13 protein-coding genes and 3 tRNA genes are annotated in these 12,812 nt (G+C 36.6%); 8 read left to right on the top strand and 8 right to left on the bottom strand.

Features of this window, described 5'->3' with window-relative positions; all coding sequences use genetic code 11:
• Positions 1-13: 13 nt before the first annotated feature.
• On the bottom strand, positions 14-1,156 hold the full coding sequence (gene carA, locus AOY20_RS00240; protein WP_054580007.1) for a glutamine-hydrolyzing carbamoyl-phosphate synthase small subunit: 1,143 nt from the start codon (positions 1,154-1,156) through the stop codon (positions 14-16).
• 308 nt (positions 1,157-1,464) lie between these two features.
• Between carA and AOY20_RS00235 the strand changes: the two genes are divergently transcribed.
• Positions 1,465-1,944, top strand: coding sequence for a hypothetical protein (locus AOY20_RS00235; RefSeq protein WP_054580006.1), 480 nt, complete (start codon positions 1,465-1,467; stop codon positions 1,942-1,944).
• 74 nt (positions 1,945-2,018) lie between these two features.
• Here AOY20_RS00235 and AOY20_RS00230 read toward each other — a convergent pair whose 3' ends face one another.
• Positions 2,019-2,558, bottom strand: a complete 540-nt coding sequence (locus tag AOY20_RS00230) for a DOMON-like domain-containing protein (RefSeq protein ID WP_054580005.1) — start codon at positions 2,556-2,558, stop codon at positions 2,019-2,021.
• Between the two features lie 15 nt (positions 2,559-2,573).
• Positions 2,574-2,897 (bottom strand): YhbY family RNA-binding protein, encoded by a 324-nt coding sequence (locus tag AOY20_RS00225; RefSeq protein WP_054580004.1) that lies wholly within the window; start codon positions 2,895-2,897, stop codon positions 2,574-2,576.
• A gap of 196 nt (positions 2,898-3,093) precedes the next feature.
• Between AOY20_RS00225 and rlmE the strand changes: the two genes are divergently transcribed.
• From rlmE to AOY20_RS00200, 5 genes are all read left to right on the top strand, one after another.
• Positions 3,094-3,744, top strand: a complete 651-nt coding sequence (gene rlmE, locus AOY20_RS00220) for a 23S rRNA (uridine(2552)-2'-O)-methyltransferase RlmE (protein WP_054580003.1) — start codon at positions 3,094-3,096, stop codon at positions 3,742-3,744.
• A 138-nt stretch (positions 3,745-3,882) separates the two neighbouring features.
• Positions 3,883-5,778, top strand: a complete 1,896-nt coding sequence (ftsH, locus tag AOY20_RS00215) for an ATP-dependent zinc metalloprotease FtsH (protein WP_054580002.1) — start codon at positions 3,883-3,885, stop codon at positions 5,776-5,778.
• Positions 5,779-5,892: 114 nt separating this feature from the next.
• Positions 5,893-6,744, top strand: a complete 852-nt coding sequence (folP, locus tag AOY20_RS00210; protein ID WP_054580001.1) for a dihydropteroate synthase — start codon at positions 5,893-5,895, stop codon at positions 6,742-6,744.
• A 255-nt stretch (positions 6,745-6,999) separates the two neighbouring features.
• On the top strand, positions 7,000-8,700 hold the full coding sequence (locus AOY20_RS00205) for a vWA domain-containing protein (protein WP_227510347.1): 1,701 nt from the start codon (positions 7,000-7,002) through the stop codon (positions 8,698-8,700).
• A 109-nt stretch (positions 8,701-8,809) separates the two neighbouring features.
• A complete protein-coding gene (locus AOY20_RS00200; protein ID WP_054580000.1) occupies positions 8,810-9,121 on the top strand; it encodes a DUF5713 family protein in 312 nt (103 codons plus the stop codon).
• A 99-nt stretch (positions 9,122-9,220) separates the two neighbouring features.
• On the opposite strand, the gene AOY20_RS00195 is transcribed toward AOY20_RS00200, so the two are convergent.
• The 4 genes from AOY20_RS00195 to AOY20_RS00180 all read right to left on the bottom strand — a co-directional run bounded on the left by AOY20_RS00195 (position 9,221) and on the right by AOY20_RS00180 (position 10,430).
• Positions 9,221-9,306 (bottom strand) — tRNA-Leu (locus tag AOY20_RS00195).
• Positions 9,307-9,425: 119 nt separating this feature from the next.
• Positions 9,426-10,160 (bottom strand): hypothetical protein, encoded by a 735-nt coding sequence (locus AOY20_RS00190; RefSeq protein WP_054579999.1) that lies wholly within the window; start codon positions 10,158-10,160, stop codon positions 9,426-9,428.
• 99 nt (positions 10,161-10,259) lie between these two features.
• Positions 10,260-10,345 (bottom strand) — tRNA-Leu (locus tag AOY20_RS00185).
• Positions 10,346-10,356: 11 nt separating this feature from the next.
• Positions 10,357-10,430, bottom strand: a tRNA-Cys gene (locus AOY20_RS00180).
• A gap of 154 nt (positions 10,431-10,584) precedes the next feature.
• Between AOY20_RS00180 and folD the strand changes: the two genes are divergently transcribed.
• Together folD and AOY20_RS00170 are read left to right on the top strand one after the other, a co-directional pair.
• A complete protein-coding gene (gene folD, locus AOY20_RS00175) occupies positions 10,585-11,433 on the top strand; it encodes a bifunctional methylenetetrahydrofolate dehydrogenase/methenyltetrahydrofolate cyclohydrolase FolD (protein ID WP_054579998.1) in 849 nt (282 codons plus the stop codon).
• A gap of 109 nt (positions 11,434-11,542) precedes the next feature.
• Entirely contained in the window at positions 11,543-12,211 is a 669-nt protein-coding gene (locus AOY20_RS00170; protein ID WP_054579997.1) for a class I SAM-dependent methyltransferase, read from the top strand.
• 82 nt (positions 12,212-12,293) lie between these two features.
• Here AOY20_RS00170 and AOY20_RS00165 read toward each other — a convergent pair whose 3' ends face one another.
• The gene (locus AOY20_RS00165) at positions 12,294-12,719 is read right to left on the bottom strand and encodes a hypothetical protein (protein WP_054579996.1); all 426 of its coding nucleotides are present in this window, start codon (positions 12,717-12,719) and stop codon (positions 12,294-12,296) included.
• Positions 12,720-12,812 lie beyond the last annotated feature (93 nt).

The raw sequence follows: 12,812 nt of genomic DNA, 5'->3' as shown, positions 1-12,812 counted from the left end.
GATGCTTCCTTAATTACTTCTTAGATGCTTCGATAAGTTCGATGAAATGATCGAACAATGGTGCGCAGTCATGTGGACCAGGGCTTGCTTCAGGGTGACCTTGGAAGCTGAACGCAGGCTTGTCTGTACGATGAATCCCTTGAAGAGTTTGATCGAATAAAGATTTATGCGTTGCTTTAAGGTGAACAGGAAGAGTTTCTGCATCTACAGCGAAACCATGGTTCTGAGAAGTAATCATCACTGTACCAGTTTCGATATTTTGTACAGGATGGTTTGCACCGTGATGACCATGAGGCATTTTTACGGTTTTAGCACCGGATGCTAAAGCAAGAATTTGGTGCCCTAAGCAAATACCAAATACTGGTACATTGCGTGCATCTTCTACAATTGTTTTTACAGCTTCAATTGCATAATCACATGCTGCTGGATCGCCAGGACCGTTTGATAAGAAAACGCCATCTGGATTCAAAGCAAGCACTTTTTCAGCAGGAGTTTGTGCAGGAACTACAGTTAATTTACAACCGCGGTCTGCGATCATACGTAAGATGTTGGTTTTGACACCGTAATCGTATGCAACAACATGATATTTTAGTTCTGGTTGAGAGAAACCTTGACCAAGCGTCCAAGAACCTTCAGTCCATTCAAAACCGTTAGGATCACAGCATTCTTTCGCAAGATCTAGACCGTTTAAGCCACCAAATGCACGTGCTTTTTCTAAAGCTTCTTCTTCCGTGATATTTTCACCAGCAAGAATACAACCGTTTTGTGCACCTTTATCACGTAAAATACGTGTTAATCGTCGAGTGTCAATGTCCGCAATCGCAACGACATTATGTTCTTTTAAGTATTCACCTAAAGATTGCGTTGATCGGAAGTTACTGTGGAGTAAAGGTAGATCTCGAATAATGAGTCCATTTGCCCATACTTTGTGAATTCGACCTGACTCAGCGTCTTCATCATTGCAACCTGTATTACCGATATGTGGGTAAGTTAATGTCACAAGTTGCTGTGCATAACTTGGGTCAGTCAAAATTTCTTGATAGCCAGTCATGGCAGTGTTGAAAACGACTTCACCAGTCGTACTACCCGATGCACCGATTGACGTTCCTTTAAAGATTGTACCGTCGGCTAGGGCTAAAATTGCTGGGGTGCTCAAACCAAAGCTCCTGAAATTTAGGCTGTAAAAAAGCGAGAAGACGAAAAAAAAGGAAGGCTATTATTTAAACCCACCCTCCTTATGTCTGCTCGCTTGAACTAACAGAGTATTATACGCACACAATGGCCAAAAGTCCATGAAAAATGTGATGAATATATAAGATAAATGGCTTGATTTTTGCTTTAAAGTTTGTATGCCTATATTTGTGTATAAATGTAAGCAGATAATAATTGTTAGACAAATCAAAAATTAAATTTTATCAAAATAGATTAATCTCTTTTTGATAGACATAACTAGAGGTGTAAAAAATGACAACAAGAAAAAGTCAAACAACTGCAAAGGCAGGCTTTAAAGAAGCTGTTGAAAACAGTTTAGAATCTGCAGAGCACACAGCAATAGAAACTAAAAATAAAGTGATTGAATTTAGTCAAGAAGTTAAAGAAGAGGTTGAGAAATTAAAAGTAGAAACAGAAGAAACAAATGTTAAGGTGCAAAGTAAATTACAACAACTAAAGCAGGATCTATTACAAAAAATAGATGCATTAAAAGAGAAACTAGGAATCTCTCAAAAAGATTATGTTGAGTTAAAAGAGTTTGTAAAAGCAGAAATGAATTTAGTAATTGAAGATCTTTCTAAATTAACAAAAGAAATAAAAGAAGATGTTAGTCAATTATCAACTAAGCATAAAGAAAGTTTGAGTGAAACATTTAAACGTTCTAAGGATAGTACTTTAGAGGCATGTAAAAAAGTTTTACCTACGAAAAATTCTACTCAAATAAATAGCTAATATTTGATTAGTATTGCTGGGTTTGTTTCAGTAGATAATAAAAAAGCAAAAGGATGTCCTTTTGCTTTTTTGTTTTAAAACAGATGCAACCAATCTCGCTTATTGTGAAAGTCTGCATGTGGGCTACTATGTTGCATTGCAAAATAGTGATCGCCTTGAGAAGTTTTAAGAATGGCTGTCAAACCTATAAATAAGTCTGTCCATTTGAGTTTATGAATTAACATAAACTCAGTGAGATCTAAGCTCACGTTTAAACCATAGTGCATTTTTTTTAATTGATTTAACTCAATATCATATGCAACTTTGGGTGGCATATTTTCAGGATAACGATACTCTTCAAACTCATATGCTTGCCAAGCTTGAGATGGGGAGAGGTTTATCTCGCGATAATAATCTTCACCTTGAACGCCGATAAAGATTTCAAAACAGGTGTTTTCCCATAAAAAATCCTGACGAGGATGCGAGGCAACCATGTCGGGCCATAGAATGTATTGGTTGGGGTCACGTAACCAATATCCTACGTTAAGTGTATATGGGCTTTGCTGTTCGATTGCTCCGACAAGCGAAATCGATTGAAATCGTCTATCAAAAGCATTGAGTTCATAACTTGCCATAAAGTCTACTTAAACTTAATTTGATAAGTGTGCGTGGCGAACTAAGTTTGATAATTTTTGATTTTGCTTTGTAGCTTTTTTGTAAAGCAAAGCAATTTTACCAATCGTTTGTACAACTTCAGAACCAGTCACTTCTGCAATCTCTGTAATGAGGGCAGCGCGAGCAACACGGTCTTCACCGCCTACTTTGACTTTAATGAGTTCGTGGTCGTTCAGTGCACGGTTTAATTCTTCAATGACATTTTCAGTAAAGCCTTTATCACCAATCATTACAACTGGATTTAGCGCATGTCCAATTTGACGTAAACGCTTGCGTTCCTGAATAGATAAAGCCGCCATAAAAATAACCTAATTTTAAAAACAGCTTAGTATAGCAAAATGAGAACTCAAACGCTTTAAAAACTGTGCAAATATTCGATAGAATTTATTGAAAAAATCATCAATAAAGATGAGATTTAGATACACTTGTATACTGCATGTAAGTGTATTTTAACGTACAATGTTCTGTAATAAGGTTTAAAGTTATTAGAGATTTATGGCAACACGCATTACTAACCAAAAGTTATCTAAAAGTAGCCGTGCGTGGATGAGAGAGCATTTGGATGATCCATTTGTAAAAAAAGCGCAAAAAGAGGGTTATCGTGCCCGTGCTGCTTATAAATTACTTGAAATTCAAGAAAAATATAAAATTATCAAACCTGGTATGACAGTTGTTGATTTGGGCGCTGCTCCTGGAAGTTGGTCGCAAATTGCTGGAAAACTAGTCGGATCAAATGGTTTGGTTATTGCTTCAGATATTTTGGAAATGGATGCACTTCCAGATGTAACTTTCTTGCAAGGCGATTTTCGAGAAGAAGAAGTTTTCGAAAAATTGTTAAATATTTTAAATGAACGTAAAGTTGACGTTGTAATTTCAGATATGGCCCCCAATACTTCAGGTAATAAGGCTGTAGATCAACCTCGTCAGATTTATTTATGTGAACTTGCACTAGATTTTGCACAGCGAGTACTTGGTCCAAATGGACAATTTGTTGTAAAAGTGTTCCAAGGTACAGGGTTTGATGAGTTTCGCAAGCAAGTTGTAGATACTTTTGATGTTTTGAAGACGGCAAAACCTGCTGCTTCACGTGCACGTTCTAAAGAAGTTTTTCTCATAGGACAGGGGCGTAAAAAAGCGTCAAAATAAACTTTACTTGCCAACTTGTTAAAAATTGTGCATTTTGTAAGTTTTTAATATATTGCACAGCTGGTTTTTCAGCTTTTTTGAATTAAAAGGTCACCCGAATAGGGCATGATCAAATTAGATTGATATGGGAATAAAGCTTTGAGCGATCTCTTCAAGAATGCCGTATTGTGGCTCATTATACTTGGTGTGCTGATTTTAATCTTCAGTAACATCAATGGCAGCGATAAGCCAACAGCAATGAACTATTCGCAGTTTGTTGCAGAGGTGAATGCTGGGCAGATTAAAAAAGTTACAATTGATGGCGAAAGAATTAGTGGCGAAAAAGCAAATGGAACAGCATTTGAAAGTATTCGTCCAGCAGTTCAAGATCCTGAACTCATGCCGAACCTCATCAAACATAACGTAATCGTTGAAGGTACAGCACCGCAACGTCAAGGTTTGTTGATGCAACTTCTGATTGCAAGCTTCCCTGTACTCTTAATCATTTTGTTATTCATGTTCTTTATGCGCAACATGGGTGGTGGTGCAGGTGGTAAAAATGGCCCAATGAGTTTTGGTAAATCGAAAGCAAAAATGCTTTCAGAAGACCAAATCAAAGTAACATTTACAGATGTTGCGGGTTGTGATGAAGCAAAACAAGAAGTTGTTGAAATTGTAGATTTCTTAAAGGATCCGGCTAAGTTTAAGCGTTTAGGTGCAACAATTCCTAAAGGCGTATTAATGGTTGGTCCTCCAGGTACAGGTAAAACATTGCTTGCAAAAGCAATTGCTGGTGAAGCAAAAGTACCATTCTTCAGTATTTCTGGTTCTGACTTTGTTGAAATGTTTGTTGGTGTTGGTGCATCTCGTGTGCGTGACATGTTTGAACAGGCAAAACGTCATGCGCCATGTATTATCTTTATTGATGAGATTGATGCTGTTGGTCGTCATCGTGGTTCAGGTACTGGTGGTGGTCATGATGAACGTGAGCAAACGCTGAACCAAATGTTAGTTGAGATGGATGGTTTTGAAGGCAATGAGGGTATTATTGTCATTGCTGCTACAAACCGTGCTGATGTACTTGATAAAGCATTACTTCGCCCAGGTCGTTTTGACCGTCAAGTGATGGTAGGTTTGCCTGATATTAAAGGTCGCGAGCAAATCTTAAATGTTCACTTGAAGAAACTACCTTCTACAACGGGAGTGGATGTTAAAGTCTTGGCTCGTGGTACACCAGGTTTCTCAGGTGCGCAAATTGCAAACCTTGTAAATGAAGCTGCATTATTTGCTGCACGCCGTAACAAAAATACGGTCGATATGCATGACTTTGAAGATGCAAAAGATAAGCTTTACATGGGACCTGAACGTAAATCGATGGTTATTCGTGAAGAAGAGCGTCGTGCAACCGCTTACCATGAAGCAGGTCATGCGATTGTTGCTGAAATGCTACCAGGTACAGATCCTGTTCATAAAGTAACAATCATGCCACGCGGTTGGGCATTGGGAGTGACTTGGCAATTGCCAGAGCACGACCAAACTAGTCACTATAAGCATAAAATGCTCAATGAGCTTTCTATCTTGTTTGGTGGTCGTATTGCAGAAGAAGTCTTCATTAATCAAATGTCGACAGGTGCTTCAAATGACTTTGAACGTGCTACGAAAATGGCACGAGCAATGGTGACTAAATATGGTATGTCTGACAAGCTTGGTGTAATGGTTTACGAAGATGATTCGCAACAATCATTCATGGGTAGCATTGGTAGTCGTACTATTTCTGAAGCAACTCAACAACAAGTTGATGCAGAAGTACGTCGTATTATTGATGAACAATATCGTGTTGCACGAGATATCTTAGAAAATAATAAAGATATTGCTCATGCAATGGTAAAAGCTTTATTGGAATGGGAAACGATTGATCGCGAGCAAATTCGTGACATTATGGAAGGTCGTGAACCACAACCACCTAAAGTATATGTAGCAGAAAATCCTGTTATTGATGTGGTTGAAGAGGGTCCAACTTCTCCACCACCATTACCATCTTTACCAAAAGTTTAAAACTAAACCACCTTCGGGTGGTTTTTTTATGGAAGATTATTTTCATGGATATGAGGTTAATATAGTAGCGCTTTAAGCTAGAATATGATTGATGTTTGAAGGAGCTTGGTCAAGATGAATTTAGTGGATTTACCTAAGACAGTTTTAAGGTGTGGGCAATTAAGTTTAGATTTATCTCAGCCACATATAATGGGTATTTTAAATGTAACACCAGATTCATTTAGTGATGGAGGAAAGCATAATAGCCAAGAAGCAGCAATTGCTCATGCTTTGAAAATGATGCAGGAAGGAGCAACCGTTATTGATGTTGGGGGAGAATCAACTCGTCCAGGAGCTACAGAAGTTAGTGTTGAGGAGGAAATTCAGCGTGTAGTACCTGTAGTGCAAGCATTATCTAAATATAATGTTGTTATTTCGATTGATACTTCTCAGCCAGAAGTGATTAAAGCGGCTGTAAAAGCGGGTGCACATATTTGGAATGATGTTCGTGCTTTAACTCGTCCAAATGCGCTAAAAACGGCTGCAGAGCTCAATATTCCAGTCATTATTATGCATATGCGTGGTGAACCGACCACAATGAATAATTTGGATCAATATAATGATGTTACGGAGGATGTGATTGCTGAGCTTAAGCTAAGTGTTTCTGATGCATTAAGTGCAGGGGTGCGACCTGAAAATATAATGATTGATCCAGGGTTTGGCTTTGCAAAAAATGCACAACAAAATTTAAAGTTATTAAAAGAATTTTATAAATTGAATGAAATGGGGTATCCAATTTTATCTGCATTATCGCGTAAACGTTTTATTGGTGAAGCTTTAGGTGGCGTAGATGCTCAGCAACGAGCAGTTGGTTCTGTTGCTGCACATTTGCTGAGTATTCAGCAAGGAGCATGTATGGTGCGTGCACATGACGTAAAAGCTATGGCTGATGCTATTGCTGTTTGGAAGGCGATGATTGCAGCGTAAATAAGATATTAAAAAAGAGCAAATTTGCTCTTTTTTAATATTAGGAGATCTAAGATTTATAGTTTGGTTATAAATATTTTTAAAATATCTATGAATTTTATTAAGTAATGATAAATAAATTAAAACTACTATACTAATCAATCGAAAGTTAAGTCTAGTGATTTTTATACAAGATAAAACTTATGATCTAGAAAAATTTTATTCAAAAATTAAATGTGAATTTAACAAAAATAATTTTATGAAGAAGGTTATTAAATGATGAAAACTAAAATCTTGGCTTATAGCTCTTTAAGTTTATTGATAGTTGCATGTAGTACCCATAAAGGCATACAAGAGTTGTCTTCAATGGAGCATCAGGTGCAGCCATTGGTAGAAGAGCCGATACAACTTGTAGAGGCTCCAAATCAAATTATAAAGGAAGTTGCTATACGAAAATCGCAACCATCAAGGGCAGTGCCACCACGAAAGCTATCAGATAGATCTATAGTTACAGGAAATTCATTTGACTTTAGAGGTGCTGAGCATCAACAACCATCTGTAAATACAGAGCAATATCAAACGCTAGAAACAAACTCAATAAAGAGTACGCAAATAGAGCCAGTTTCCACATTTAGTATTGATGTGGATACGGGGAGTTATACCAATGTTCGTCGCTATTTGAAACGAAATGGTCATTTACCTCCTGTAAATGCTGTGCGTGTGGAGGAGATGATTAATTACTTTAATTATGATTATCCGAACTCAAAGAATAGCCATCCATTTTCATTAAATACAGAGATTGTTTCATCACCATGGAAAACAGATGCACAATTAATTCGCATTGGTATTAAAGCAAATGATATTGAGATGAAAGAGTTGCCACCTGCCAATTTGGTATTCTTGGTAGATGTTTCTGGAAGTATGAATAGTGATGATAAGTTGGGGCTTGTTAAAACAACATTGAGAATATTAACAGAACAGCTTAGACCACAAGATACTGTGACAATTGTGACTTATGCAAGCGGTGAGAAAGTAGCATTACAGCCAACATCAGGAAAGAATAAGGATCAAATTCTTAAGGTCATTAATAGCTTGTATGCAAGTGGAGCAACTTCAGGTCAACGAGCGATTGAACTTGCTTATGAACAAGCAGAAAAGGCATTTAAACAGAATGGAATAAATCGAATCATTATTGCAACCGATGGTGATTTTAATGTGGGTATTACAAATTTTGATGCACTAAAAGGTATTGTTGCAGAGAAAAGAAAAACAGGTATTTCATTTACAAGTCTTGGCTTTGGTACGGGAAATTATAATGAAAAACTAATGGAGCAACTTGCTGACGCTGGGGATGGAAATTATAGTTATATTGATAATGAAAATGAGGCTAAAAAAGTTGTGCAACGTCAATTATCATCGACGCTTGCAACGATTGCTAAGGATGTAAAAATTCAAGTTGAATTTAATCCGATGACTGTAAAGGAATATCGTTTAGTTGGATATGAAAATAGAATTTTAAAGAAAGAAGATTTTAATAATGACAAGGTGGATGCTGGAGATATTGGAGCAGGTCATACGGTAACAGCATTATATGAAGTTATTCCAACAGGTCGTAAAGGATGGTTGGAGGAGTCTCGTTATCAAAATACTAATAATTTAGTTGATAAAAGTAATGAATATGGTTATTTGAAATTGCGATATAAATTACCATCATCAAGTGAAAGTATTTTAATTACAGAACCATTACTTATTTCAAATAAAGCATTAAATAAGGCATCTAGTGATACCCAGTGGGCTGTTGCTGTTGCAAGTTATGGGCAATTGTTGAGTAATAGTCAATATACTGGAAATATGAAATGGTCAGATGTTTTAAATTTAGCAAATCGTAATAAACAACCAGATCCTTATGGAATGAAATCTGAATTTATAGAACTTGTTAAAATTGCAGAAAGTTTGTCATCAAAATCAATTGAATAATTATTTTGTTTATGAAGGGCATAGCTATTCTGCTGTGCCTTTTTTATTGGTTTGATGAATCTTTTGTGTTATAAGCACGTGCTTGTAGTTTTGATGTTATTTGCTTTCTATGTTTAATGATTTACTCCTTCCAATGTTTGATGATGAATATTACCCAGATATTTTGGTTGCTGAAATAAAGCAATTAATAGAGAAGTTTTCAAAAAGCATTGAAAAAAATGTTTCTGAATCTGATATTTATCGTATTGCAGATAAATTGATATCTCAAATTAATGAAATGAAGCCACAGTTTGAAGATCTAGATTCATCCTTAGATGATACTGCCGCTGACTATATTGCAGAAGCCATGATGATGGTTGTACAGGAGCATGGTTATATGGATATAGAAATGGAAGAGTTGGTTGCAAATAGAGAGTGGTAATTCACTCTCTTTTTTTTATCTAATTATTTATAAATTTTAGACATAAAAAAACCAGCTTTCGCTGGATCTTTTATTGCACCACTTTAAGAAGTATTAAAGTGGTGCCCGAGGCCAGACTCGAACTGGCACGCTTTGTGGGCGGGGGATTTTAAATCCCCTGTGTCTACCGATTTCACCACTCGGGCATGTGCGCAATAATAGAGGACTAATAAAAACTTGGCAAGTATATTTCCATTTATTTGCTTTCTTTTCGTTCAAATGTTGCTTTTATGGTTAAAAAATAAGTTAAATTCAATAAAAATTATTATTTCATGAGTTCATCAACATAACTTTCCAGATCAATATACTTGGTAAATTGATAAAATTTATCTTCAAACTGCATAAGTTCTTTATGTAGAGATTCATAATAATTTTTTTGATTAAGTAATTTTTGATAATTTTTTGATGATTTTGAAATAGGTATTAGCTTTATTGAATACTTTACTGTTTGTATGTGGGACCAAAAGCATGCTTTACGTAGCTGATTAAGTAAAATTTGATCATGTGTAGTGGAGTGTGATCTAAAAAGATTTTCTTTATAGCATGCAATAAAACCATAGCTCAGGCTTAAAAAGAATAAAATACCTTGAAGTAGAACACTTTCAAAAAACTTTAAATTAATTGCTTGAAAGATGATGAGTAGAGCAAGTTTGAATGGAAGGTTTTTAATGCTTGTATATAGGCGGGTAGAGCTATTGCGAATTTGATAGATAACAATGGGTAGAATAAGCATAAATAAAAGCATAATGCATATGATAGCTATTGCTTGAGCTTGAAAATGAGAAAGGTTAGAAAATGTGTAATTGATGCTTAAACTTATAAAATAGATAAGAGGGATGAAGGTGGTTAGTGCAATAACCCATGGGAAAACTTCTTTGAGCTCATCTAGTGCACCTTTAGTTTGAACAAAACCATAGAATAAAAAATTTCTTTTAAATGCTTGAGGGTGATTTTCTTTTACTTGATGCAAGTACTGAAGAGCTTGTTTTTGAGTAATCATAAAAATTTAAAAGGTATTTTTAGGGTATTGTGAATTTTAGGCATAAAAAAACCAGCTTTCGCTGGGTCTTTTATTGCACCACTTTAAGAAGTATTAAAGTGGTGCCCGAGGCCAGACTCGAACTGGCACGCTTTGTGGGCGGGGGATTTTAAATCCCCTGTGTCTACCGATTTCACCACTCGGGCATTTACAAGATTGGAGGCGGAGGTCGGAATCGAACCGGCGTCCACGGAGTTGCAGTCCGCTGCATGACCACTCTGCCACCCCGCCGCGTCTTGTTGATGCGTATATTATCAAGCTCTGAAAAAAAAACAATAGTAGAACATGCTTGTATGTGCATAAAAACAGCATATAACGAAAAATAATTAAAATATTGATGTAGAATGTGCAAAATTGATTCATATCAACACATGGGAGATGTGCCGTGGCATTAGTTTTAGATGGTCGTGCATTGGCAAAACAAATTGAAGCTGACTTGTTGACTCGCGTAGAAGCGTTAAAAGCAAAGTCAGGTCGTACTCCAATTCTTGCGACTATTTTGGTAGGTGACGATGGTGCATCTGCAACTTATGTACGTATGAAAGGAAATGCTTGCCGCCGTGTCGGTATGGATTCATTAAAAGTAGAGCTTCCAAAAGAAACTACAACTGAAGAGTTATTGGCTGAAATTGAAAAATTAAATGCTAATCCTGATGTTCACGGTATTCTTTTACAGCATCCAGTACCTGCTCAAATTGATGAACGTGCTTGTTTTGATGCAATTTCACTCGCAAAAGATGTAGATGGTGTAACTTGCCTTGGTTATGGTCGTATGGCAATGGGTGAAGCAGCATATGGTTCTGCAACTCCAGCTGGTATTATGACGATTTTAAAAGAAAATAATATTGAAATCGCAGGTAAACATGCTGTTGTTGTTGGTCGTTCTGCAATTTTGGGTAAACCTATGGCTGCAATGCTTCTTGAAGCAAATGCAACAGTAACAATTTGCCATTCACGTACACAAGATTTAGCAAGTTTTGTAAAACAAGCTGACATCATTGTAGGTGCGGTAGGTAAAGCAGAGTTAATTCAAAAAGATTGGATTAAGCAAGGTGCTGTTGTTGTTGATGCTGGTTTCCATCCACGTGATGGTGGTGGTGTAGGTGATATCCAACTTGTTGGTATTGAAGAAATTGCTTCTGCATATACACCAGTTCCAGGTGGTGTTGGCCCAATGACAATTACGACTTTAATTCGTCAAACAGTTGAAGCTGCTGAGAAAGCTTTAGGTTAATTTAATCCTCCTTAATCCTCCAGTTTCAAAAGAGGGAACTTTAGTTTTCCCTCTTTTTTAAAGAAGGATTGGGGAAATTCTTCAAAAAATATCAATTAAAAGAATCTAAATGAGCTGTACCTTCCAAATCCCTAAAGTCCCTGAACACTTAATTCAAGCCTTACATGATGTGATTCCATATTGTGAATTACATGCGCAGCAATTGCCTGAAACTTCAATTTCACTTTGGTTGATTCCTCCAGTTTTTCCAACGGATAAATTGGATGATGAAGTGATTCGCCGTATTTGGAATGATACGCCATATTGGATTTTTTGCTGGGCATCGGGGCTAGCGATGGCACAGTGGTTACTTGCAGAGCCTCAGCATGTCAAAGATAAAGTAGTACTTGATTTTGGTGCAGGTTCAGGTGTGGTAGCAATTGCAGCAAAAATGGCAGGTGCGAAGCGAGTGATTTGTTGTGATATTGATAAAGTAAGTCTTGATGCATGTCGTGCTAATGCAGAATTGAATAATGTAGAGCTTGAATACCTTGAAGATTTGTATAAAGCAGAGCAGGTTGATGTATTGCTCGCAGCAGATGTGCTTTATGATCAATCTAATCGCTTTTTCTTAGATGAGTTTTTAAAGTTTGCTCCCGAAGTGTGGGTTGCGGATAGCCGTGTAAAGAATTTTAGCCATTCTAAATATATAAAATTGGATGAGCGAAGTGCAACAACTTGGCCAGATTTGGATGAATCACCTGAGTTCAGAAACGTGAGTTTTTATAAGACATTATAGTGGGAATGGAAAGTGAGTGTTTTTACTTTTAATTTTCAAATTTCTATAAAAAGGGCTGAATAGCCCTTTTGTTTTTATGTTCTTAAGAACAAGTATAGCGAACAACATGTAGTGTAGAAGGGTGGCTATCTAGAGCTTGTTTGGTTGCATAGTCTTCGCTGTTATATAAACTTGGGGTATTTGATAATCCGACAGTTGTGCGGGAGTTCCCAATTTGGCGACCAAATTCAACATCTTTATTCGGATTGATGATTTCATTTATACTTAAAATTTTAATTGTATATTGTTTTTTGTCACCTAAGACTTTTCCACATGCATGCTGAAGTTTAGCTTCATTTGCAGCTTGATTTTTACGTGCTGCTAGCGTGTAAGAGATCGTTGCTGTGTTTGCTGTTTGCTGTTCAATTTTATATCCGACTGTTCCATTGTATTGGCGTGCTGTACTTTGGCAAGCAGTTAAGCCTAGTGTAAGAATTGTAGCACCTAACACTATATAAATATTTTTCATTCTATACTTCCTAGCATGATGTGTTTTTAGTATGCCATAAGGCTCTTTATTTCTCGATGGTTGAATATGCCTCTAAATCAAAAAAATATAGAG

Source organism: Acinetobacter equi (genome assembly GCF_001307195.1).
GTDB classification, from domain to species: domain Bacteria; phylum Pseudomonadota; class Gammaproteobacteria; order Pseudomonadales; family Moraxellaceae; genus Acinetobacter; species Acinetobacter equi.
This window is presented reverse-complemented; position numbering and strand designations above follow the sequence as displayed.